The 23,803-nt window shown below is 65.4% G+C and carries 20 protein-coding genes and 4 tRNA genes; 4 read left to right on the top strand and 20 right to left on the bottom strand.

The window, feature by feature from the left end; all coding sequences use genetic code 11:
- The 8 genes from RMP09_RS08710 to RMP09_RS08675 form a co-directional block, all read right to left on the bottom strand.
- A partial coding sequence (locus tag RMP09_RS08710; RefSeq protein WP_310565582.1) for an AMP-binding protein occupies window positions 1–524 on the bottom strand: 524 nt, incomplete at its 3' end.
- Window positions 525–546: 22 nt separating this feature from the next.
- Complete coding sequence (locus RMP09_RS08705; protein WP_310565581.1) at window positions 547–1,326, bottom strand: enoyl-CoA hydratase/isomerase family protein; 780 nt, start codon at window positions 1,324–1,326, stop codon at window positions 547–549.
- Between the two features lie 20 nt (window positions 1,327–1,346).
- Window positions 1,347–2,336 carry a tripartite tricarboxylate transporter substrate-binding protein gene (locus RMP09_RS08700; RefSeq protein WP_310565580.1) on the bottom strand — a complete coding sequence of 330 codons (990 nt, stop codon included), beginning with the start codon at window positions 2,334–2,336 and terminating at the stop codon, window positions 1,347–1,349.
- A gap of 40 nt (window positions 2,337–2,376) precedes the next feature.
- The gene (locus RMP09_RS08695; RefSeq protein WP_310565579.1) at window positions 2,377–3,705 is read right to left on the bottom strand and encodes a malonyl-CoA decarboxylase domain-containing protein; all 1,329 of its coding nucleotides are present in this window, start codon (window positions 3,703–3,705) and stop codon (window positions 2,377–2,379) included.
- Window positions 3,702–4,370, bottom strand: a complete 669-nt coding sequence (locus RMP09_RS08690) for a GntR family transcriptional regulator (protein ID WP_310565578.1) — start codon at window positions 4,368–4,370, stop codon at window positions 3,702–3,704. Before RMP09_RS08690 ends, RMP09_RS08695 begins: the two co-directional genes overlap by 4 nt.
- A gap of 145 nt (window positions 4,371–4,515) precedes the next feature.
- Entirely contained in the window at window positions 4,516–5,325 is an 810-nt protein-coding gene (lgt, locus tag RMP09_RS08685; protein WP_310565577.1) for a prolipoprotein diacylglyceryl transferase, read from the bottom strand.
- Window positions 5,326–5,439: 114 nt separating this feature from the next.
- Window positions 5,440–7,299, bottom strand: coding sequence for a dihydroxy-acid dehydratase (gene ilvD, locus RMP09_RS08680; protein ID WP_310565576.1), 1,860 nt, complete (start codon window positions 7,297–7,299; stop codon window positions 5,440–5,442).
- Between the two features lie 141 nt (window positions 7,300–7,440).
- A complete protein-coding gene (locus RMP09_RS08675) occupies window positions 7,441–7,680 on the bottom strand; it encodes a TIGR04438 family Trp-rich protein (RefSeq protein ID WP_310565584.1) in 240 nt (79 codons plus the stop codon).
- 121 nt (window positions 7,681–7,801) lie between these two features.
- Here RMP09_RS08675 and RMP09_RS08670 point away from each other — a divergent pair, with 121 nt between their 5' ends.
- Window positions 7,802–8,107, top strand: coding sequence for a c-type cytochrome (locus RMP09_RS08670; protein ID WP_310565575.1), 306 nt, complete (start codon window positions 7,802–7,804; stop codon window positions 8,105–8,107).
- 97 nt (window positions 8,108–8,204) lie between these two features.
- Here the strand turns inward: RMP09_RS08670 and acs are convergent, their stop codons facing one another.
- Window positions 8,205–10,199 carry an acetate--CoA ligase gene (gene acs, locus RMP09_RS08665; protein ID WP_310565574.1) on the bottom strand — a complete coding sequence of 665 codons (1,995 nt, stop codon included), beginning with the start codon at window positions 10,197–10,199 and terminating at the stop codon, window positions 8,205–8,207.
- Window positions 10,200–10,403: 204 nt separating this feature from the next.
- On the opposite strand from acs, the gene RMP09_RS08660 reads away from it, so the two are divergent.
- Window positions 10,404–11,042: a YqhA family protein gene (locus RMP09_RS08660; protein WP_310565573.1), complete on the top strand. Its 639-nt coding sequence runs from the start codon at window positions 10,404–10,406 to the stop codon at window positions 11,040–11,042.
- 33 nt (window positions 11,043–11,075) lie between these two features.
- Here RMP09_RS08660 and fumC read toward each other — a convergent pair whose 3' ends face one another.
- Window positions 11,076–12,473 carry a class II fumarate hydratase gene (gene fumC, locus RMP09_RS08655; RefSeq protein WP_310565572.1) on the bottom strand — a complete coding sequence of 466 codons (1,398 nt, stop codon included), beginning with the start codon at window positions 12,471–12,473 and terminating at the stop codon, window positions 11,076–11,078.
- Window positions 12,474–12,612: 139 nt separating this feature from the next.
- On the opposite strand from fumC, the gene RMP09_RS08650 reads away from it, so the two are divergent.
- On the top strand, window positions 12,613–14,166 hold the full coding sequence (locus RMP09_RS08650) for a fumarate hydratase (protein WP_310565571.1): 1,554 nt from the start codon (window positions 12,613–12,615) through the stop codon (window positions 14,164–14,166).
- Entirely contained in the window at window positions 14,163–14,987 is an 825-nt protein-coding gene (murI, locus tag RMP09_RS08645; protein ID WP_310565570.1) for a glutamate racemase, read from the top strand. The genes RMP09_RS08650 and murI overlap by 4 nt, the downstream gene beginning before the upstream one ends.
- 9 nt (window positions 14,988–14,996) lie before the next feature.
- Here the strand turns inward: murI and RMP09_RS08640 are convergent, their stop codons facing one another.
- The 10 genes from RMP09_RS08640 to tig form a co-directional block, all read right to left on the bottom strand.
- Entirely contained in the window at window positions 14,997–16,319 is a 1,323-nt protein-coding gene (locus tag RMP09_RS08640; protein WP_310565583.1) for an MFS transporter, read from the bottom strand.
- Between the two features lie 87 nt (window positions 16,320–16,406).
- Window positions 16,407–17,030, bottom strand: a complete 624-nt coding sequence (locus tag RMP09_RS08635; protein WP_310565569.1) for a DUF6806 family protein — start codon at window positions 17,028–17,030, stop codon at window positions 16,407–16,409.
- A 45-nt stretch (window positions 17,031–17,075) separates the two neighbouring features.
- A tRNA-Leu gene (locus RMP09_RS08630) sits at window positions 17,076–17,164 on the bottom strand.
- 99 nt (window positions 17,165–17,263) lie between these two features.
- Window positions 17,264–17,339, bottom strand: a tRNA-Gly gene (locus RMP09_RS08625).
- A 19-nt stretch (window positions 17,340–17,358) separates the two neighbouring features.
- Window positions 17,359–17,432 (bottom strand) — tRNA-Cys (locus tag RMP09_RS08620).
- A gap of 72 nt (window positions 17,433–17,504) precedes the next feature.
- Window positions 17,505–17,580, bottom strand: a tRNA-Gly gene (locus RMP09_RS08615).
- A gap of 86 nt (window positions 17,581–17,666) precedes the next feature.
- Window positions 17,667–20,099, bottom strand: a complete 2,433-nt coding sequence (gene lon / locus RMP09_RS08610) for an endopeptidase La (protein WP_310565568.1) — start codon at window positions 20,097–20,099, stop codon at window positions 17,667–17,669.
- A gap of 77 nt (window positions 20,100–20,176) precedes the next feature.
- Window positions 20,177–21,442, bottom strand: coding sequence for an ATP-dependent Clp protease ATP-binding subunit ClpX (gene clpX, locus RMP09_RS08605; RefSeq protein WP_310565567.1), 1,266 nt, complete (start codon window positions 21,440–21,442; stop codon window positions 20,177–20,179).
- A gap of 140 nt (window positions 21,443–21,582) precedes the next feature.
- The gene (gene clpP, locus RMP09_RS08600) at window positions 21,583–22,194 is read right to left on the bottom strand and encodes an ATP-dependent Clp endopeptidase proteolytic subunit ClpP (protein WP_310565566.1); all 612 of its coding nucleotides are present in this window, start codon (window positions 22,192–22,194) and stop codon (window positions 21,583–21,585) included.
- Window positions 22,195–22,371: 177 nt separating this feature from the next.
- Window positions 22,372–23,682: a trigger factor gene (tig, locus tag RMP09_RS08595; RefSeq protein ID WP_310565565.1), complete on the bottom strand. Its 1,311-nt coding sequence runs from the start codon at window positions 23,680–23,682 to the stop codon at window positions 22,372–22,374.
- Window positions 23,683–23,803: the final 121 nt, after the last annotated feature.

Raw genomic sequence — 23,803 nt, 5'->3', positions numbered from 1 at the left:
CCCTTGCTGCGGCCGGTGGTGCCGCTGGTGTAGAGGATGGCGGCCAGGTCGTCGTCTTGCCGCACGGCGGGCGTGTGGCGGTCGCTGTGGTGGGCGGCGCGATCGAGCAGACTGCCCGTTCGGTCGTCGCCCAGGGTGAACACGTGCTGCGTGCCGGCGGTGAAGGCGATCTTGCTGACCCAGCCGTGGTTCTTGGGGCTGCAGACCACCACCGCCGGCTCGGCGTTGCCGATGAAGTATTCGATCTCGGCGCTCTGGTAGGCCGTGTTCAGCGGCAGGAAGACGTGCCCCGCGCGCAGCGTGGCCAGGTACAGCACCATGGCCTCGACCGACTTTTCCACCTGCACCGCGATGCGCGAGGCGGGGGGCAGGTCCAGCGATTCGAGCAGGTTGGCCACCATGGCGGTGGCGCGGTCCAGGTCGCGCCAGGAATAGCGCAGCCCGTCATCCGTCTCGATGGCGGTGCGGTCCAGGTCGGCGGGGAAGGCGTCGCGCAAGGCGACGAACAGGTTCTGGTTGCTCATGGGGAAATGAGATGGGTGAGGTTCAGAAGTTCGGTGGGCGTTTGGCCAGAAAGGCGGCAATGCCTTCGCGGTGTTCGGCGCTGTCGGCGTAGTCGTAGGCGGTGGGCAGCAGCGCCTGGGCCGTCTGCCCATCTGCCAGGGCGCGCAGCATCTGCTTGTTCAGCCGGGCGGCCTGCGGGGCCAGGCGCGCGATGCGGTGCACGCGCTGCAGGGCCTCGGCCGGCACATCGGCATCGTGCATCACCGTCTGCACAAAGCCCCGCACCTGCATCGTGGGCGCGTCGAGCAGCGCCGCCTCCAGCAGCAGCTGGCGCGCCGTGGCCAGCCCCGTTTCGCGCGCCACCAGTTCGGCCTCGCGCGGCGCCATCGGAAACCCCAGCTTGGCGATCGGCGCGCCAAAGCGCGCGCCCTGCCCTGCGATGCGGATGTCGCAGCAACTGGCGATCTCCACGCCGGCGCCCATGCAGTTGCCTTCGATCTGCGCCACGATGGGCAGGTCGCACGCCAGCATGGCCGAGAGGCCGCCCCAGACATCGTTCTCGTGGAAGTCGCGCAGGCCCTCGGGATGGAAGCGGAAGTCGGTGTACTCGGCGATGTCGCCCCCGGCACAGAAATGACCGCCCTCGCCCGCCACCAGCACCGCGCGCACATCGGTGCGCTGCTGCAGGTCGGTGAACACCTGCCGCAACTCGCGCCACATCGCGCGCGACATGGCGTTGAACTTGGCCGGATTCGACAGGGTCACCAACGCCACAGCGCTGTGGTCGCCGCCATCGATCAGCAGACGAACGTGTCCAGACATGCGGTGCCTTCGGTGCGGGTTCAGTCGAGCTTGGCGCCCGAGGCCTTGACCACCTGGGCCCACTTCTTCAGCTCGGCCTTGACGAAGGCGTCGAACTGAGCGCCGTGCAGGTTGGGAAACTCGGCCCCTTGCGAGGCCCAGACCGCCTTGGCGTCATCGGCCTGAGCGGCTTTGCGGATCTCTTCGATGGCACGGGCCTGCGCATCGGCTGGTGTGCCTTTGGGCGCCCACACGCCGTACCAGGTGGTCACGTCGTAGTCGGGCAGGCCCAGTTCGGCCGCGCTGGGCACGTCCGGGAAGGCCGGGTTGCGCTTGTTGCCCGACACCATCAGCGCCTTGATGCGGCCACCTTTGATGTGACCAGCCGACGACCCCAGTCCGTCGAACATCATGTCCACATTGCCCGCAATCAGGTCGTTGAGCGCCGGACCGGCGCCGCGGTAGGGGATGTGGGTGATGAAGGTCTTGCTCTGCTGCTTGAACAGTTCACCCGCCAGATGGTGGGAGGTGCCTGCGCCGGCCGACCCATAGTTGAGCTTGCCAGGGTTGGCCTTGACTTTGGCCAGGAAGGCCTTGAAATCCATGTTGGCGTAGGCCTTGGCGTTCACCACCAGCACCTGCGGCACGCTGGCCACCAGGATCAGGGGCACCAGGTCCTTGTCGATGTCGTAGTCCAGCCGCGGGTACATGAATGGAGCGATGGTGTGGTGCACCGCCCCCATGAACAGGGTGTAACCGTCCGGGTTGGCCCGCGCGGCAATACCCGCGCCCAGCGTGCCGCCCGCGCCACCGCGGTTGTCGATCACCAGCGACTTGCCGCTGAGCTTGGTGAACTGCGCCGCCAGCGGACGTGCGAAGGCATCGGTGCCGCCGCCGGCCGGGAACGGCACGATCATGGTCACGGGCTTGCTGGGCCAGGTGCTCTGGGCGTGGCCGGCGGTGCCGTACACGGCGGCGCTGGCAGCGGCGATGCGCAGCACGTCGCGGCGGTTGAATCCTGTTGCTTGCATGGTGTTGTCTCCGTTGTGGTTGTGGTGAAAGCGTTGTGTGTCAGGGCAGCAGGTCCTTGATCGCCGGGGCGATCGGGATCTTGCCTTGCGCCAGGGCGGTCCGGTTTTTGTCGAGCTTCTTGAGGTCGTAGAGGTAGTTGACCATCAGGCCGTAGGACTGTTTGAAACCCTTGGCGGAGGGGTCGGCGGCCCAGTTCAGGCGCTCGACACGGGCGCCATTGCCCAGGTGGAAGCGGGCCACCGCGTCCAGCGGCTTGCCGTCCTGCAGCTCGCGCCCCAGGTAGCGCGCCGCCCATTGCTTGAGGGCCACGCGGGGCGGCGACTTCTCGGCCAGATCGGGGGCCGCGTCCCAGGCCTGCAGCAGCTCGGCCGGCGCGTTTTTGTTCAACCAGCTGCGCAGACCGGGAATCGGCGACAAGGTGGCGAAGGTCTTGAGGCGCGGGAACTCCTGGTGCAGGCTCTCGACCACGCGCTTGATCAGCGAATCACCAAAGCTCACGCCGCGCAGTCCGGCCTGGGTGTTGCTGATGGAATAGAAGATGGCGGTGGTGGCGCGGTCCAGGTCGGCCGGTGCGGCGGACTCGTCCAGCAGCGGCGTGATGCTCGCCGCGATCTCGTTGATCAGCGCGACCTCCACGAAGATCAGCGGCTCACCCGGCAGACGCGGGTGGAAGAAGCCGTAGCAGCGGCGGTCGCTGTCCAGCCGGTTCTTCACGTCGTCCCAGCTGCGGATGTCGTGCACCGCCTCGTACCTGATGAGTTTCTCCACCAGCGAGGCGGGCGAGTCCCAGCTGATGCGGCGCAGCTCCAGGAAGCCCACATCGAACCAGGTGGAGAACATGTACTCCATCTCCACGTCCAGCGCGAGCAGGCGCTTGTCGGACTTGAGCTGCGGCTGCATCTCGGCCCGCAGGCTCACCAGGAAGGGAATGCCGTCCGGGTGGGCGCTGAAGCGCTGCAGCAGGCGCCGCCGCGGCGACACCGTGGCGCGGCGGTACAGCACCTCGGCGGCGGCTTCGTCGGGCGTGCCCACCGTGGTCAGGTAGGTGGCCTGCGCAGCCTTCACCTGCGCCGGATCGGCCACAAAACGCTCGCTCATGAGCAGCCACAGGTCGCGCCGGTGGGCCGGCGTGGCGCTGGCGTACCAGTCGATCACGGCCCCCGCGCGCCGACCGCCTTCGACCTCGCTGACCAGCGGATCGACGATGGCTTTGAGCCCGTCCAGCGTGTGCCGCAGGGCGCGTGGCGACAGGGCCTCCTCACCTTGCCGCAGGCGGGCCTTGAGCCGCTCCTGGGTGGAGCGCACCGTCGCCGGCTCGGGCGTGCGCAGGCGCGCGACGCGTTCGGTCAACCATTCGCGGGTGTTCATGCCGAGATCCTCGAAGTCTGAAGACGGGCCAGTTCGCGCAGCGCCACGCGCTGGCGGGTGAGGTGGGTGCGCATGGCGGCCTCGGCGCCCTCGGCATCGTGCGCCTTCAGCGCCGCGTACACCGCCATGTGCTCCGACAGGCTTTGCTCCAGCCGGCCGGGCGCGTGCAGCTGCTGCAGGCGCGCCAGCTTGACGAGCTTGCGCAGGTCGCCGATCACCTGCGCCAGCCAGCGGTTGTTGGCCAGCAGGATGATGGCCTCGTGGATCGCGAAGTTGGTCTCGTAATACTCGGTGATGCGCTTGGCCTTGGCGCTGCGCTGCAGGCGGTCGTGCAGCTGCTCCAGGGCGGCCAGGTCGGCATCGGTGGCGTTGCGCGCGGCCTCGAAGGCACAGCGCCCTTCCAGCAGCGCGATCACCGGAAAAATCTCGTCCAGGTCCTGTTCGGTGATCTGGCTGACGAAGCAGCCCCGGCGCGGTTCGTGCCGCAACAGCCCCTCGGCCGTCAGCACCTTGAGCGCCTCGCGCAGCGGGGTGCGCGAGATGGACAGCTCGGCACACAGCGCCGGCTCGTCGACAAAGCTGCCCGGGGCCAGCTCGCCCGCGAAGATGCGCTCGCGCAGCTGGGCGGCCACTTCGTCGTGCAGGGAGTTGAGCACCAGTCGCATGGTTCCGGCTTTGTGATTATTCGTGATTACCTGTAATTACGGATAATTTTCATCACAAGGACGGATGCAAGCACCGGTGTTTACCCTTGCACCGCGACCGGCAATATTGAAAGATGAAGCGCCGGGGCGTCGATCCCGGCCTGTCTCAGGCCCCGCTACGGCGGCCGCACCACCACCAGATCACGGCACCGCCCACGATCATGGGCACGCACAGCCACTGCCCCATGCTCATGCCCAGCGACAGCAGGCCCAGATGGGCATCGGGTTCGCGGAAAAACTCGGCGATGAAGCGGAACACGCCGTAGCCGAACAGAAAGGCCGCCCCCACCTGCCCGGTGGCGCGCTGCTTGCGGGCGTACAGCCACAGCAGCACGAAGAGCAGCACCCCCTCCATCAGGAACTGGTAGACCTGTGAGGGATGGCGAGGCAGGTCGCCCGCGCCGCGGAACACCATGGCCCAGGGCAGCGACGGATCGGCCACACGCCCCCACAGCTCGCCGTTGATGAAGTTGCCCACGCGACCCGCCGCCAGGCCGGTGGGCACGCAGGGCGCCACAAAGTCCATCACCTGCAGCCAGGGGCGCTGGCGGCTGCGCGCGTACCAGACCATGGCCGCGATCACGCCCAGCATGCCGCCGTGAAAACTCATGCCCCCCTGCCAGACCGCAAACACTTCCAGCGGATGGCTCAGGTAGTAGGCCGGCTTGTAGAACAGGCAGTAGCCGATGCGCCCGCCCAGGACCACGCCCATGACGCCCAGAAAGAGGATGTCCTCGACGTCACGGGAGGTCCACGGCTGCGGCTGTCGAATGGACGCGAAGGGTTCGTGCTTCAGGCGCGCGCGGCCGAGCAGCACAAACAGGCCAAAGGCGGCGAGGTAGGTCAGGCCATACCAGTGGACGGCGAGCGGGCCGAGTTGCAGGGCGACGGGATCGATCTGGGGGTGCATCAACATGGCGGGGATTGTGCACGCTGCGCCCCACCCGGCCGGAGCCTGCGGTTTTGGACCCGTCACAAAACACAACAGCCTCCGAAGAGGCTGTTGTTGCCGGAGCACCTTGAGCGGAACTCAGTCGCCCAGCAGCGCCAAGTTGCGCACGGCGCCCTTGTCGGCCGAAGTGGCCAGCAGCGCATACGCCTTGAGCGCCGCCGACACCTTGCGCGGGCGCGGCTGGGCCGGCTTCCAGCCCAGGGCATCCTGCTCGGCACGGCGCTTGGCGAGTTCTTCGTCGCTCACCAGCACGTTGATGCTGCGGTTGGGGATGTCGATGCGGATGCGGTCACCCTGACGCACCAGGCCGATCGCGCCACCGGCGGCAGCTTCAGGCGAGCAGTGGCCAATGGACAGGCCTGAGGTGCCGCCCGAGAAGCGGCCATCGGTCAGCAGCGCGCAGGCTTTGCCCAGTCCCTTGGACTTGATGTAGCTGGTCGGATAGAGCATTTCCTGCATGCCCGGGCCGCCCTTGGGGCCTTCGTAACGCACGATCACCACGTCGCCGGCCTGGACCTTGTCGGCCAGGATCTCGGCCACGGCTTCGTCCTGCGACTCGGTCACGTAGGCCGAGCCTTCGAACACCAGGATGGACTCGTCCACCCCGGCGGTCTTCACCACACAGCCATCGAGCGCGATGTTGCCGCGCAGCACCGCCAGACCGCCCTCTTTCGAGAACGCGTGCTCAAACGAACGGATGCAGCCTTCGGCGCGGTCCAGGTCCAGGCTGGGCCAGCGCGTGGCCTGACTGAACGCCACCTGCGTCGGGATGCCGGCCGGGCCCGCCATGTAGAAGGTCTTCACCTCGTCCGACGGGCTTCGCGCGATGTCCCACTGGTCCAGCGCGTCCTGCATGGTCTTGGCGTGGATGGTGGGCACGTCGGTGTGCAGCTTGCCCGCGCGGTCAAGCTCACCCAGGATGGCCATGATGCCGCCGGCACGGTGCACGTCTTCGATGTGGTACTTGTTGGTGTTGGGCGCCACCTTGCACAGCTGCGGCACCGAACGCGAGAGGCGGTCGATGTCGGACATGGTGAAGTCGATGCCGGCTTCCTGCGCGATGGCCAGCAGGTGCAGGATGGTGTTGGTCGAGCCGCCCATGGCGATGTCCAGCGTGATCGCGTTTTCGAAGGCCTTGAAGCCCACGGCGCGCGGCAGCACCGACTCGTCACCCTGTTCGTAGTAACGCTCGCACAGCGCAACGGCGGTGCGACCGGCGCGCTTGAACAGCTGCTCGCGGTCAGCGTGGGTGGCCACCACCGTGCCGTTGCCCGGCAGGGCCAGGCCCAGCGCTTCGGCCAGGCAGTTCATGGAGTTGGCGGTGAACATGCCCGAGCAGGAACCGCAGGTCGGACAGGCCGAGCGCTCGACCTCGGCCAGATCGCTCTCGCTGACCTGGCTGTCCACGGCCATCACCATGGCGTCGACCAGGTCCAGCTTCTTGATTTCGATGGTCTGCGTCTGCGGGTTGGCCAGACGGGCCTTGCCGGCTTCCATGGGGCCACCGGAGACGAACACCACGGGAATGTTCAGACGCATCGCGGCCATCAGCATGCCGGGGGTGATCTTGTCGCAGTTGGAAATGCACACCAGCGCATCGGCGCAGTGGGCGTTGACCATGTACTCGACCGAGTCGGCAATCAGCTCGCGGCTGGGCAGCGAATACAGCATGCCGTCGTGCCCCATGGCGATGCCATCGTCCACCGCAATGGTGTTGAACTCCTTGGCCACACCGCCCGCCGCCTCGATCTCGCGCGCCACCAGTTGCCCCAGGTCCTTGAGGTGCACGTGACCGGGCACGAACTGCGTGAAGCTGTTGGCGATGGCGATGATGGGCTTGGCAAAGTCACCATCTTTCATGCCGGTGGCGCGCCACAACGCGCGGGCACCGGCCATGTTGCGACCGGCGGTGGAAGTCTTGGAGCGGTAGGCGGGCATGGTGAAGAACGTTCGGTGAAGGGGGAGCTGGAAGCGGGTGGAGATTATCCCGCAGCGGGTAAGGATGGACGGGTCACCGAGGCCACAGCCACGGACCGGTCAGGGACTCTGGGACGCAGGGAGTTTGCACAGCGCCTGGGGTCAGCGGCGCTTGGGTTTGATGCCCAGGGCCTCACGCTGTTTTTCGATGCGTTCGCGCTTCTTCTGGTCCATCTTTTCCATGGCCTTGCGTTTGGTGTAGCCCGTGGCGTCGGCCCACGCCCACCAGACCACGGCCATCGCAAATGGCGAGAGCACCCACCACCACGACCAGTCGGCCACGGCACCGATCTGCAGGTATTTCAGTAGCAACAGGGCCACGCCTGCGATGAGGAAATACATCACACCCTCCGGTAAAGGACTCATGAAGCCCGCAAGAAACTGTAAGCACGCGTATCAGGCGATCGGCGCTGGGTAAAATTGGGCCTGCGAGCTTTTCGCTTTCACCCACGAGGAAACATCCATGAAACGCGCTCTGATGATTATGGCCGCAGTGGCCGCTGTCTCCGCCCCGGCAATGGCCGACGAAGCCCTGGCCAAGAGCAAGAACTGCATGGCCTGCCATGCCGTTGACAAGAAGCTGGTCGGCCCGGCTTACAAGGACGTGGCCAAGAAGTACGCCGGCGACGCCAAGGCCGCCGACAAGCTGGCCGAGAAGATCGTCAAGGGCGGTTCCGGCGTCTGGGGCGCGATCCCCATGCCCGCCAACACCCAAGTGAACGCCGCCGACGCCAAGAAGCTGGCCACCTGGGTGCTGGGCCTGAAGTAATCCACTTCACGCCACACACAACAAAAAACCCGCTGGTTGCCCAGCGGGTTTTTTGTTGCCCGATGCCGGTAGGCATCGGGCGGGACCTCGATCAAGATCAGTTGTTTTCCGACAGCTGGTCCAGGATGGCCGGGTTCTCCAGGGTCGAGGTGTCCTGCGTGATCGCCTCGCCCTTGGCGATCGAGCGCAGCAGGCGGCGCATGATCTTGCCCGAGCGGGTCTTGGGCAGGTTGTCCCCGAAGCGGATGTCCTTGGGCTTGGCGATCGGGCCGATTTCCTTGCCCACCCAGTCGCGCAGCTCTTTGGCAATCGCCTTGGCTTCGTCGCCGGAGGGGCGCGAGCGCTTGAGCACAACGAAGGCCACGATGGCTTCGCCGGTCAGGTCGTCCGGACGGCCCACCACGGCGGCTTCGGCCACCAGATCGCTCTTGCCGACCAGGGCCGACTCGATCTCCATCGTGCCCATGCGGTGGCCGGACACGTTCAGCACGTCGTCGATGCGACCGGTGATGCGGAAGTAGCCGCGGTCGGCGCTGCGCACCGCGCCGTCGCCGGCCAGGTAATAACCCTTGAGCTCTTCGGGGAAGTAGCTCTTCTTGAAGCGCTCCGGGTCGCCCCAGATGGTGCGGATCATCGACGGCCAGGGCTTCTTGACCACCAGGATGCCGCCGGCGCCGTTGGGCACATCGGTCCCGGTCTCATCGACGATGGCGGTGGTGATGCCCGGCAGCGGCAGCGTGCAGGAGCCCGGCACGAGCGGCGTGGCGCCCGGCAGCGGGGTGATCATGTGACCACCGGTTTCGGTCTGCCAGAAGGTGTCCACGATCGGGCAACGCTCGCCACCGACGTGCTTGTAGAACCACATCCAGGCTTCGGGGTTGATGGGCTCACCCACCGAACCGAGCAGGCGCAGGCTGGACAGATCGGAACGCGCCGGGTGCACTTTTTCGTCGGCCTCGGCGGCTTTGATCAGCGAACGGATGGCCGTGGGCGCCGTGTAGAAGATGGTGCACTTGTGGCGCTCGATCATCTGCCAGAAGCGGCCGGCGTTCGGGTAGGTGGGCACGCCTTCGAACACGATCTGCGTCGCGCCAGCGGCCAGCGGACCATAGGCCACATAGCTGTGGCCGGTGATCCAGCCGATGTCGGCGGTGCACCAGAAGATGTCACTGTCCTTCAGGTCGAAGGTCCAGTTCATGGTGAGGTTGGCCCACAGCAGGTAGCCACCGGTGCTGTGCTGCACGCCCTTGGGGGTGCCGGTGGAGCCGGAGGTGTAGAGCACAAACAGCGGGTGCTCGGCGCTCACCATCTCGGCCGGGCAGTCGGTCGACTGACCGGCCATCACTTCGTGCATCAGGCTGTCACGACCGGCCACCATGTTGACGGCGGTGGGCGTGCGCTGGAACACGATCACGTCCTTGATGGTTTCGCAGCCGCCCATGGCGATGCCTTCGTCCACGATGGACTTGAGCGGCAGTTCCTTGCCGCCGCGCAGCTGGTAGTTGGCGGTGACCACGGCCACGGCGCCGGCATCGCGGATGCGTTCCTGAAGCGCCTTGGCCGAGAAGCCACCGAACACCACGCTGTGGGTCGCGCCGATGCGGGCGCAGGCCTGCATGGCCACCACGCCTTCGATGGTCATGGGCATGTAGATGACGACGCGGTCACCCTTCTTCACGCCCTTGGCCTTGAGCGCATTGGCGAACTGCGACACCTTGTTCAGCAGTTCGCGGTAGGTGACCTTGGTCACTTCGCCGCCGTCGGCTTCAAAAATGATGGCGGTCTTGTTCTCGACCGGCGTGCCCATGTGGCGGTCCAGGCAGTTGTAGGAGGCGTTCAGTTCACCGTCTTCGAACCACTTGTAGAAAGGCTTGTTGGACTCGTCCAGCACCTTGGTGAAGGGCTTGTGCCAGGTCAGCGTCTCGCGGGCCTGTCTGGCCCAGAAGCCTTCGAAGTCTTGTTCGGCCTCAGCGCACAGGGCGTTGTAGGCGTCCATGCCCGCGATGCGCGCGGCTTTGACGGTGGCTGCGCTGGGTTCGAACACGCGATTCTCGACCAGGGTGGACTCGATGGCCGACGACGGTGTGGACATGGTTTGTCTCCTTGCTATGGGGTGAAAAATGGAACCGGGAGACTGTGCGCAGCAGCTCTTACGAGCCACTTACATGCCCTCCGGCGGGCCTTGCCGCAGGTGCCGGCAGCCCAGGGTGGAGCCTCCTACAATTCCAGCCTGCGCGAGGCCGCGCACGCGTATTTTTTTGAGAATTTCTGCGCCCTGCGCCTGAACACCACCACCATGAGCGATCCCGTCAAGACCCCGGGCACCACGCGTGCCCTGCCCAACCTGATCTTTGCCAGCCGCTGGCTGCAGCTGCCGCTGTACATCGGACTGATCGGAGCGCAGGCCGTCTACGTGTTCCAGTTCTGGGTGGAGCTGGTGCATCTGATCGAAGCCGCTTTCGGCAACCAGACGGCCCTGGCCACGCTGGTCAAGAGCAGCGGCTACCAGGCGGCGGCCATCCTCGGACCCGACGGCAAAGTCATCGGCTTCGAGGCCATCACGCACCTGAACGAGACCATCATCATGCTGGTCGTGCTGGCCCTGATCGACGTGGTGATGATCAGCAACCTGCTGATCATGGTCATCGTCGGCGGCTACGAAACCTTCGTCAGCCGCATGCACCTGGAGAGCCACCCCGACCAGCCCGAATGGCTCAGCCACGTCAACGCATCGGTGCTCAAGGTCAAGCTGGCCACGGCCATCATCGGCATCAGCTCGATCCACCTGCTCAAGACCTTCATCAACGCCGCCAACTACGACGAGAAGGTGCTGATCTGGCAGACCGTGATCCACTTCGTCTTCCTGCTCAGCGCCATGGCCATCGCCATGGCCGACCGCATCATGCACCCGGTCTCCGAGGTGGCCGACCACTGACCACGCGGCGGGCCGCCCATCCGGGCGATTTCCTCAGCGACCGACCATATGGGACGGCACCACCCATCGGTCGTAGTCCTCGGCCGTGACCAACCCCGAGGCCAGGGCCGCCGCCCGCAAATCGACCCCCTCCTCCAGCGCCTGCTTCGCGATGGCCGCCGCTCGGTCGTAGCCGATGTGAGGCACGAGCGCGGTGACCAGCATCAGCGAACGCGCCAGGTGCCGCGCGATCGGCTCCAGCCGCGGCTCGATGCCCCGGGCACAGTGCCGGTCGAAGGCCGACATGGCATCGGCCAGCAGGCGCAGGCTCTGCAGCACGTTGTGCGCCACCAGGGGCCGAAACACGTTGAGTTCGAACTGCCCCGACGCGCCACCGATCCCGACAGCCACGTCGTTGCCCATCACCTGGACACAAACCATGGTCAGGGCCTCGCACTGGGTCGGGTTGACCTTGCCGGGCATGATGGATGAGCCGGGTTCGTTGTCCGGTATCGAGAGTTCGCCCAGGCCGCTGCGCGGGCCGCTGGCCAGCCAGCGCACATCGTTGGCGATCTTCATCAGACCCACCGCCAGCCCTTTGAGCGCGCTGTGGGCGTGCACCAGCGCATCGCAAGCCGCCAGCGCTTCGAACTTGTTGGGTGCGCTGATCAGCGGCCAGCCGGTGTCGCGCGCCAGCTCGGCCGCCACCGCCTCGCCAAACCCGGCGGGTGCGTTGAGTCCGGTGCCAACGGCCGTGCCGCCGATGGCCAGTTCGTGCAGGTGGGGCAGCGCCTGCCGGATGTGCTGTTCGGCCTGCCCCAGCTGCGCAGCCCAGCCCGACATTTCCTGCCCCAGCGTGATCGGCGTGGCGTCCTGCAGGTGGGTGCGCCCCACTTTCACGATGCCGTCGAATGCCTGAGCCTTGGCCTCCAGGGTCTGCCGCAGGCCGCCCAGGGCGGGCAGCAGGTGCTGAACCACGCCTTCGATGGTTGCCAGGTGCATGGCCGTCGGGAACACGTCGTTGGACGACTGGCTGCGGTTGACATCGTCGTTCGGATGCACCAGCCGCCCCGTGCCGACCGCGCCACCGAGCAGCTGGCTGGCCCGGTTGGCCAGCACCTCGTTGAGGTTCATGTGGGTCTGCGTGCCCGACCCCGTCTGCCAGACCCGCAGCGGAAACTCGTCGTCGTGGCGCCCGGCGATCACTTCGTCCGCAGCGGTGACGATGGCTTCGGCCACCGGGGCGTTCAGGCCCGCCAGACGCGCGTTCACGACCGCACTGGCCCGCTTGACCCGGGCCAGCGCCCGTATCAGCTCGGGCGGCATGCGTTCGCTGGAAATGCCGAAGTGCACCAGTGAGCGCTGTGTCTGTGCGCCCCACAGGCGATCGGCCGGCACCGCCATGGCGCCCATGCTGTCGGTTTCAGTGCGCGTCTGCTTCCCGGTGTTCATGGCAAGGCTCCCGTCGTCAGCCAGCCCGAGGGCCGACCTGTCAAAATAGGCGGCCGCCTCACCGTAACAGACCGCAGGCGCCCTGCACACCGCCCGCCGGTTACCCACGTCACCCCCATAGCCACCCGCGATTCCAGCCATGACCACCCTGATCCGCCAGAACGACCTGATCGAGTCCGTCGCCGCCGCCCTGCAGTACATCAGCTATTACCACCCGGCCGACTACATTGCCCACCTCGCCCGCGCCTACGAACGCGAGCAGAGCGCCGCCGCCAAGGACGCGATCGCGCAGATCCTGACCAACAGCAAGATGAGCGCCACCGGCCACCGCCCGATCTGCCAGGACACCGGCATCGTCAACGTGTTCCTGAAGATCGGCATGGATGTGCGGCTCGAAGGTTTCACCGGCAGCCTGGACGACGCCATCAACGAAGGCGTGCGCCGCGGCTACAACCACCCCGACAACACGCTGCGTGCCAGTGTGGTGGCCGACCCGCAGTTCGCCCGCAAGAACACCAAGGACAACACGCCGGCCGTGATCTTCACCGAGATCGTGCCCGGCAACACCGTGGAAGTGACCGTGGCGGCCAAGGGCGGCGGCTCCGAGAACAAGTCCAAGATGGTCATGCTCAACCCCGGTGACAACGTGGTCGACTGGGTGCTCAAGACCGTGCCCACCATGGGCGCCGGCTGGTGCCCGCCGGGCATGCTGGGCATCGGCATCGGCGGCACCGCCGAGAAGGCTGTGCTGATGGCCAAAGAGAGCCTGATGGACGACATCGACATGTACGAACTGCAGGCCAAGGCGTCCAAAGGCGAGAAACTCAGCCAGCTCGAAGAAATGCGCCTGGAGCTGTACGAGAAGGTCAATGCCCTGGGCATTGGCGCGCAGGGTCTGGGTGGCCTGACGACCGTGCTGGACATCAAGATCAAGATGTACCCCACGCACGCCGCCAGCAAGCCGGTGGCCATGATCCCCAACTGCGCAGCCACGCGCCACGCCCACTTCGTGCTCGACGGCAGCGGCCCGGCCTACATCGACCCGCCGAGCCTGGACCTCTGGCCCGACGTGGCCTGGACCCCCGACTACGTCAAGAGCAAGAAGGTGGATCTCAACGCCCTCACCGCCGCCGAAGTGGCGAGCTGGAAGCCGGGCGACACCCTGCTGCTCAACGGCAAGATGCTCACCGGCCGCGACGCTGCGCACAAGCGCATCCAGGACATGCTGGCCAAGGGCGAGCCGCTGCCGGTGGACTTCACCAACCGCGTCATCTACTACGTGGGCCCGGTCGATCCGGTCAAGGACGAGGCCGTCGGCCCCGCCGGCCCCACCACCGCCACCCGCATGGATGGCTTCACCGACATGATGCTGGCCCAGACCGGCCTGATCGCCATGATCGGCAAGGCCGAGCGCGGCCCGGTCGCCATCGAGGCGATCAAGAAGCACAAGTCGGCCTACCTCATGGCCGTGGGCGGCGCCGCCTACCTGGTCTCCAAGGCCATTAAGACCGCCAAGGTCGTGGGCTTCGCCGACCTGGGCATGGAAGCCATCTACGAATTCGACGTGGTGGACATGCCTGTGACCGTCGCGGTGGATGCCGGCGGCACCAGCGCCCACATCACCGGCCCGGCCGAGTGGAGCCAGCGCATCGCCTCGGGCGAGTTCAAGGGCATCACCGTCGCCAGCGCTTGAGCCAGCACGGCCACACCATCGGCGTTTTCGACAGCGGGGTCGGCGGCCTGAGCGTGCTGCGGGCCTTGCTGGCCGAGCTGCCCCACGCCCGTTTCGTTTACGTGGCCGACCGTGCGTACGCCCCCTACGGGGAGCGCACGGCCGATGAGGTGACGGAGCGCTCGCAGCGCATCGTGGGGCAGCTGCGCAGCGAGTACCCGCTGGACACGCTGGTGGTGGCCTGCAACACGGCCACGGCACAGTCCATCGACGCGTTGCGCCACACCCACCACGACCTGCCGTTCGTGGGCGTGGAGCCGGCGCTCAAGCCCGCCGCCGCATTGAGCCAGACGCGGCACATCGGCGTCATGGCCACCCGCGGCACGCTGGCCAGCGGCCGATACCACAAGCTGCAAGAACGGCTGGAGCACGGCGGCGATGCGCACCGCCCGCACTTCCACAACCAGCCCTGCGACGGGTTGGCCGACGCCATCGAGCGGGGTGACAAAGACCTGACCCGCACGCTGTGCGAGCGCTACGTGTCGGCACTGCAGCAGCAGGCACCGGCCGACGGGCCGATCGACACCCTGGTGCTGGGCTGCACGCACTACCCGTTCGAGGCCGAATTGCTGCAAGGCCTGTGCGGCCCTTCGGTGCGACTGGTGGAAACCGGTGCGCCGGTGGCCCGCCGCACCCGCGAGGTGCTGCACGATCGTGCTCCGCTGTCCAGCGCCCCCCTGCCCCGCTTGACCCTGCTCTCGACCAGCCAGCCTGAGGCGCTCAGCGCCGTGGCCCTGCGTTGGCTGGGCCTTGCCACACCCGCCGCGCTCTGGTCCTGCTGAACCTGTGCCTCATCCGCGCCCAGCGCTGCTCAGCAAAGCCCGTTCACGGCCACGCGCCATGTCCACCGGCCACAGTAGCAGCAGGCCCAGCAGGAACAGCACCGCCGTCGCGGCAATGGCCACCCGCTGATTGCCGCCCGTGGCCCAGGTGATGGCACCGTAGCTCAGCGGCCCCAGGATGCTCGCCAGCCGCGTGGCGAAGGTCCACAGACCATAGAACTCGGCCAGCTGTGCGGGTGGCGCCAGCAGCCCCGCCATGGCCCGCCCGGCCGACTGGCTGGACCCCATGCACACCCCCGCTATGGCGGCGGCGTACCAGAAGCCGCCTTTGGTGGTGGTCAGGGCGGCGATCACACAGGTCGCGACCCAGCCCAACAGGGTGACGGCCAGCGCCCGCTTGTGGCCCAGCCGGTCCTGTCCATACCCAAAGGCGAAGGCCCCCAGAGCCGCCGCGATGTTGAGCACAAAGATCAGCACCATCGTCTCCTGCTGGACGAAGCCGATCACCTGCTCGGCGTAGATCGCCGCCAACGCGATGGTGACTGCAACGCCCCCTTGATAGGCCACCGCGCAGCCGAGGAGCCACATGAAATCGCGGTGGTCCCTGGCCTGTTCAAAGGTGCGGCGCAACTGGCGCAGCGCGTTGCGCTCGCCGGCCAATCGCTCCTCGGGCAGCGCCGCCCCCGTGCGCCCGGTCCGTTCTTGCAGCAGCGAGAAGGTCACCAGCGCCGCGGCGCCAAACAAGACCGCCGTGATCCACATGGTCACCGGCACGAAGTCGGCCGCCTGCTGGCCTTGCGACTGAGCCCACAGCACGTAGGCCAGACTCAGGCCCAGCGCCAGCATGCCCCCCAGATAGCCCAGGCTCCAGCCCCAACCGCTGACCCTGCCCATGGCTTCGGGACGCGCCAGCTCCGGCAGAAACGCCGCCGCGAGGGACTCGCCCCAGGCAAAAAACACGTTGGAAATCGCCACCAGCAGCATGCCCAGCAGCACGGCCCCGGGCCCCACCGCGGCCAGGGCGGCCGTCCCCAGCACGCAACCCACGGTCGAGAACACGAGCAGGCGCTTCTTGGCCCCACGCCGATCGGCCCAGGCACCGATCACCGGCATGGTGAACATCACGATCGCGTTGGAAATACCGAGTGCGAGCGTCCAGGCGAACGTCGCCCACTCCGCACCACCCGCCACCGCCCCAACAAAGTACGCGGCGAAAACCGCTGTGAGCACCACCGTGGTGTAGCCCGAATTGGCGAAGTCGTACATCGCCCAACCGAACACCTCGCGCTTGCGCACGCCTGGGTTCAAGGCATCGGATGCAAACATGACCATGACCATGGCCGCTCCAGCGGCGCCGCGGACCGGCGCCCGTCCATGGCAGTCTAGGGCCAGGGCGTAACGGAGCGCAGCGCTCAGTCCTCAGTGCAGATGGCGGGGCTTGCGCGGGCCACCATGGCCCGACGGACCGCCATAACCACGCGGGGGTTTGCCCAGTTGCATGGAATTGACCAGAGCGTCAAAGCGCTGGTTGAACAGCTTGTCGATGGCCTCCACCACCTCGCCCAGCTCGGACGCATCGAAATGCCGCTCCATCATGTGCACCACGTCCTGCACCAGCAGGTCACGCTGCACCTGCATGATGGCAGCCGGCGTCGGCCCGACAAAACACATCATGAAATCGTCGCGAGCCTCTTCGTCTTCAGGAGCTTCTTCTTCGTCGAACTCGGTGTCGTAGAACGAAACTTCGAGCGGCGCGCCGGCCGAAGCGATCTCGTTGAGCCCCATGCAGGCCTCTTCGATCACCAGACGGAAATCCTCGTCACCAGGGACCGTCCAGCACATTTGCAGCACATGGGCCTCGGCGTCGAAACGGATACCCGGCTCATCTTCATAAGCGCTCTCGGCCGCTGCAGCCAGCGAGCGGGCCCCGGCGTACTGCCACAGGGGCTTGAGCGCGTCCTGGATCTGGCCGTAAACCACGTCATCCCGCAGCGGCACATCTCCATGCACATGGATCTCGAAGGGCGCGTTGTATCGTGTCATGGAAACTCACTGTACCGGCGACGCCGGAAAAAGCCTAGGGCCTGCTGGTGCCTCGAACCGGACTTGAACCGGTACAGCCCGTTAAGGCCGGCGGATTTTAAGTCCGCTGTGTCTACCCATTCCACCATCGAGGCAAGCGGGCGATTGTCGCAGGTTCACCCAACGACTCCTGAAACACCAGGGAATGGGACCACAAAGACAAACGGGAAGCCAGGCTTCCCGTTTGTGGAGTGTGGAGCGGGAAACGAGATTCGAACTCGCGACCTCAACCTTGGCAAGGTTGCGCTCTACCAACTGAGCTATTCCCGCAATAAAAGTCCAGTGTGACTGGAGGCGCGACCCGGAGTCGAACCGGGCTAGACGGATTTGCAATCCGTTGCATAACCGATTTGCTATCGCGCCCGATCCGAAAGCTCGACAACTGGGCCATCGCCTTCGATAAAAAAGGGAAGCTGGGCTTCCCTTTTTACAAACTGGAGCGGGAAACGAGATTCGAACTCGCGACCTCAACCTTGGCAAGGTTGCGCTCTACCAACTGAGCTATTCCCGCATGTTTCTGACGTTTGGTGAAGTTCGTCAGAAGCTGAAATTCTAGCGCAAAAAACGCGGGTTTTTCAAGTGCCCCGCATTTTTTGCTCAGTGCTTCACAGCGTCCGGTGCGGACGCGGGAGGGCGCCCTGCAGCCGCAGCCAACTGGGCCGCGACCTCTTCCTCGGTCAGGGGCACGGGCACGCGCTCCAATGCAACGGACAGCACCTTGTCGATCCATTTCACCGGCACGATCTCCAGCCCTTGTTTGACGTTGTCGGGAATGTCGGCCAAGTCCTTGACGTTCTCTTCGGGAATGATCACGGTCTTGATACCGCCCCTCAGAGCGGCCAGCAGTTTCTCCTTCAGCCCGCCAATCGCCGTGACCTCGCCACGCAAGGTGATCTCGCCGGTCATGGCCACGTCAGCGCGCACCGGGATGCCGGTCAGCGACGACACCAGGGCCGTCGTCATCGCCGCACCAGCACTGGGCCCATCTTTGGGCGTGGCGCCATCGGGCACGTGGATGTGGATGTCGCGCTTCTCAAACATCTCGTCCTTGATGCCCAACATGCGCGCGCGGCTGCGCACCACGGTGCGCGCGGCCTCCACCGACTCCTTCATCACGTCGCCCAGCGAACCGGTGCGGGTGATGACACCCTTGCCGGGCATGATGGCGACCTCGATGGTCAGCAGGTCGCCCCCCACCTCCGTCCAGGCCAGACCGACCACCTGGCCCACCTGGTTCTGCTGCTCGGCGCGACCGTAGGTGTACTTGCGCACCCCCAGGAAATCGCTCAGGTTCTCGGCCGTGACCTTCACCGTCGGCGTGTACTTCTTGAGCAACAAGCCCTTGACGACTTTGCGGCAGATCTTGGAGAGCTCGCGCTCGAGCGACCGCACACCCGCCTCACGGGTGTAGTAGCGCACGATGTCGCGCACCGCTTCGTCGCTGACGTCCATCTCGCCTTCGCGGATGCCGTTGTTCTTGACCTGCTTGGGCAGCAGATAGCGAACCGCGATGTTGGTCTTTTCGTCTTCGGTGTAACCCGAGAGGCGGATCACCTCCATCCGGTCCAGCAAGGCCGGCGGAATGTTCATCGAATTCGAGGTGGCCACGAACATGACGTCCGACAGATCGAAATCGACCTCGACGTAATGGTCGGCGAAGGTGTGGTTCTGCTCAGGGTCCAGCACCTCCAGCAGCGCAGCCGACGGGTCGCCACGGAAATCCGTGCCCAGCTTGTCGATCTCGTCGAGCAGGAACAGCGGGTTGCGTGTGCCCACCTTGGACAGGCTCTGCAGCACCTTGCCCGGCATGGCGCCGATGTAGGTGCGGCGGTGGCCGCGGATCTCGGCCTCGTCGCGCATGCCGCCCAGCGCCATGCGCACGTACTTGCGACCGGTGGCCTTGGCCACCGACTGCCCCAGCGAGGTCTTGCCCACGCCCGGTGGGCCGACCAGACACAGGATCGGCGCCTTGACTTTGTCCACGCGCTGCTGCACCGCGAGGTATTCGAGGATGCGGTCCTTGACCTTGTCCAGACCGTAGTGGTCTTCGTTGAGCACGTCCTCGGCATGCGCCAAGTCGTGCTTGATCTTGGTCTTCTTGCTCCAGGGCAGGGCCACCAGCGCATCGATGTAATTGCGCACCACGGTGGCCTCGGCCGACATGGGCGACATGAGCTTGAGCTTTTTGAATTCCGCGTCGGCCTTCTTGCGGGCCTCGGCCGGCATCTTGGCGAGCTTGATCTTCTTCTCGATCTCCTCGATGTCGGCGCCCTCTTCGCCTTCGCCAAGCTCTTTCTGGATCGCCTTGACCTGTTCGTTCAGGTAGAAGTCGCGCTGGTTCTTCTCCATCTGGCGCTTGACGCGACCGCGGATCTTCTTGTCGACGTTGAGGATGTCGACCTCGCGCTCGAGCTGCTCGAACAGGTTTTCCAGCCGCTTGTTGACCGGGTCGAGATCCAGCACCACCTGCTTGGACTCGAGCTTGAGCGGCAGGTGGGCGGCAATGGTGTCGGCCAGACGCCCCGGATCGTCGATGCTGGAGATCGAGGTCAGGATCTCGGACGGAATCTTTTTGTTGAGCTTGACGTACTGGTCGAACTGCTGCATCACCGCGCGGCGCAGGGCTTCGAGTTCTGTGGCGTGAGCTTCCGAGCGCTCCTGCACCGGATCGACCGGCGCCACGCTGGCCACGAAGTGGCTCTCGCCATCGCGAATGGCCAGCACCTTGGCGCGCTGAACACCTTCCACCAGCACTTTCACCGTGCCGTCGGGCAGCTTGAGCATCTGCAGGATGGTGGCGACACAGCCCATCTCGAACATGTCGTCGGTGGACGGCTCGTCCTTGGCCGCGGCCTTCTGCGCCACCAGCATGATGCGGCGCTCGGCCTCCATCGCCGATTCCAGCGCCTTGATGCTCTTGGGGCGCCCCACGAACAGAGGAATGACCATGTGCGGGAAGACCACCACATCGCGCAGAGGCAACAGGGGCAGGTCAACCGGCGTGCTGGGCAGTGGGATTTGTCCGGACATGTTTGAACCTCAACAGATTGGGCTGGGTGGCGGACGCCGTGAATGGACGCCCGCCCCCGGATGCAACGAAAGACCGCTCAGGCCTGCTTGGCCGCTTCGCGGTAAACCAGCAGAGGCGCCTTGTTCTCTTCGATGGTGGATTCGTCCACCACCACTTTTTCCACGTTGCTCATGCCTGGCAGATCGAACATGGTGTCGATCAGCGCGTTTTCCAGTATCGAGCGCAGACCACGTGCGCCGGTCTTGCGCGCCAGCGCCTTGCGGGCGATGGCCTTGAGTGCTGCGGGCCGGACTTCGAGCTCAGCACCTTCCATGGACAGCAGACGCGAGAACTGCTTAACCACCGCGTTCTTGGGTTCGGTGAGGATTTCGACGAGCGCATCCTCGCTGAGTTCCGCCAGGCTGGCGATCACCGGCAGGCGTCCGACCAGTTCGGGGATGAGGCCGAACTTGATCAGATCCTCGGGCTCGATGTCCTTGAACGATTCGGTGAGGCTGCGCTGCTGCTTGCTCTTGACCACGGCACCGAAGCCCATGCCGGACGCCTCGGTGCGGTTTTCGATGATTTTTTCCAGCCCCGCGAAGGCGCCACCACAGATGAACAGAATGTTCGTGGTGTCGACCTGCAGGAAGTCCTGGTTGGGGTGCTTGCGCCCGCCCTGCGGCGGCACGCTGGCCATGGTGCCTTCCACCAGCTTGAGCAAGGCCTGCTGCACGCCCTCACCCGACACGTCACGGGTGATGGACGGGTTGTCGGACTTGCGCGTGATCTTGTCGATTTCGTCGATGTAGACGATGCCCTGCTGGGCGCGATCGACGTCGTAGTTGCAGCTTTGCAGCAGCTTGGCCACGATGTTTTCCACGTCTTCGCCCACGTAACCGGCCTCGGTCAACGTGGTGGCATCGGCCATCACGAACGGCACGTTGAGCATGCGTGCCATGGTCTGGGCCAGCAAGGTCTTGCCCGAACCCGTGGGGCCGATCAGCAGGATGTTGCTCTTGGCGAGCTCCACGTCGTCCTTGCGGGCGGTCTGCTTGTGGCGCAGGCGCTTGTAGTGGTTGTAGACCGCCACGGCCAGCGCGCGCTTGGCGTTGTCCTGGCCGATCACATAGTGGTCGAGGTTGGACTTGAGCTGCGCCGGCGTGGGCAGGTCGTCGCCCTGCGCCTTGACGGCGTCCAGGCCCGGCAGTTCGTCGCGAATGATGTCGTTGCACAGCTCGATGCATTCATCGCAGATGAACACCGAAGGGCCGGCGATCAGCTTTTTGACCTCGTGCTGGCTCTTGCCACAAAACGAGCAGTAGAGCGCTTTTTCACTGGAGGCGGCTTTTTTGTCGGCCATGGAAGGAGGTCAGGTAGACGGTAATGGGGGCGTCGAGAACAATGATAGTCCAACGCCCCATGGGCCCAAACGCCCGAAAAGCACCCTTTTTGGTGCGAATCCGGGCGTTTGGGGCCGGGTTTTGGGCTTCAGCAGGCGAATCAGGCCGCGCGCTTGTCGATCACCTTGTCGATCAGGCCGTATTCGGCCGATTCGGCGGCCGACATGTAGTAGTCGCGCTCCGTGTCGCGGGCAATGCGCTCCAGCGGCTGCCCGGTGCGTTCGGCCAGGATCTTGTTGAGCTGCTCGCGGGTCTTGAGGATCTCGCGGGCTTGGATTTCGATCTCTGTGGCCTGGCCACGGCTGCCGCCCGATGGCTGGTGAATCATGATCTTGGAGTTCGGCAGCGAGAAGCGCTTGCCTTTGGTGCCGGCGGCCAGCAGGAACGCGCCCATGCTGGCGGCGAAGCCACAGCACAGCGTGGAGACGTCCGGCTTGATGAAATTCATGGTGTCGAAAATCGCCATGCCGGCGCTGACCGAGCCACCGGGCGAGTTGATATAGAACGAAATGTCCTTGTCGGGGTTTTCGCTCTCCAGGAACAGCAGCTGCGCCACCACCAGATTGGCCGAATGGTCATTGACCTCGCCCACCAGAAAGATCACCCGCTCCTTGAGCAGCCGCGAATAGATGTCGTAGGCACGCTCGCCACGACCCGAGGTTTCGATCACCATGGGCACCATGCCCAGACCCTGAATGTCCATTGCGCTCATGCGTTTCTCCGTGTAATGCGTTGCGATGTGACGCTACTGTAACCAACCCGACAAGGCCGCCATGGCGTGTCGGACTTCGGCCTTGGCTGCATATTGCGCGCCCGGCGCAGAACGCAAGCCCCCGACAAAAAAAAGGGCGGATCGCTCCGCCCTTTGTGTCCGGAAACCCGGTCAGGCTCAGGCCTGGCCCATCAGCTCGTCAAAGCCGATCGCCTTGTCGGTGATCTTGGCCTTGGACAGCACGAATTCGGTCACGTTGTTCTCGATCACGATGGCCTCGACTTCGGCCATGCGGCGGTTGTCGCTGGTGTACCAGCGCACCACGTCCGCCGGCTTTTCGTAGGAAGCGGCCAGTTCTTCGATGTGTGCCTTGATCTGATCGGGCGTAGCGTGCAGTTCGTTGGAACGCACCAGCTCGGCCACCACCAGACCCAGACGCACGCGGCGCTCGGCCTGGGGGCGGAACAGCTCTTCGGGGATCGGCGCCTTGTCGGCATCCTTCACGCCGCGCTGCTTCAGATCGGCACGGGCGCCTTCCACCAGACGGTCGGCTTCAGCCTGCACGATGGACTTGGGCAGGTCCAGCTCGGCCGCGGCGGCCAGCGCATCCATGGCGGCCTGCTTGTTGCGGGCCAGCACGCGGTGCTTGACTTCGCGCTCCAGGTTTTTCTTGATGTCGGCGCGCAGGGCTTCGACCGTGCCTTCTTCGATACCCAGGGACTTGGCCAGGGCCTCGTCCACTTCCGGCAGGTGGGCGGCTTCGATCTTGTTGAGCGTCACCAGGAAGTCGGCGGTCTTGCCGGCCACATCCTTACCGTGGTAGTCGGCCGGGAAGGCCAGCGGGAAGGTCTTGGACTCGCCCGACTTCATGCCGCGCACGGCGTCTTCGAATTCCTTGAGCATCTGGCCGTCGCCAACGATGAACTGGAAGCCTTCGGCCTTGCCGCCTTCGAAGGCCTCGCCGTCGATCTTGCCGGCGAAGTCAATGGTGACGCGGTCGCTGTCCGCAGCGGCCTGGTCGGCGGCGCGCTGGGCAAAGCTGCGGCGCTGCTTGCGCAGGATGTCCAGCGTGCGGTCGATGGCGGCATCGGTCACTTCAGCGGAGACTTTCTCCACCTCGGCGGCCGACAGATCGCCGATCTTGACGTCGGGATACACCTCGAACACAGCGTCAAAGGCCAGCTCGCCTTCGGCGGCGCCATCCTTTTCGGTGATCTTGGGCTGACCGGCCACGCGCAGCTGGGCTTCGTTGGCGGCAACGGCAAAGGCCTCACCGACCTTGTCGTTCATCACTTCGTAGTGCACCGAGTAGCCGTACTGCTGGGCCACCACGCTCATGGGCACCTTGCCGGGACGGAAACCGTCCATCTTGACCTTGCGCGCCACTTCCTTCAGGCGCTTGGTCACCTCGTTCTGGATCACGTCGGCCGGCAGCGTCAGCGTGATCTTGCGCTCGAGCTTTTCCAGGGTTTCAACAGTCACGGTCATGGTTATCTCCAATCAGGGAAGGCGGTCGGCCACAAAGGTCAACCGGTGAGGATCTGGTCGTCTGTGAGGTGGTGCGCGGGGGGGGACTCGAACCCCCACACCATTGCTGGCGTCAGGACCT

This window comes from Hydrogenophaga sp., from assembly GCF_031426985.1.
Taxonomy (GTDB): domain Bacteria; phylum Pseudomonadota; class Gammaproteobacteria; order Burkholderiales; family Burkholderiaceae_C; genus Hydrogenophaga.
This window is presented reverse-complemented; position numbering and strand designations above follow the sequence as displayed.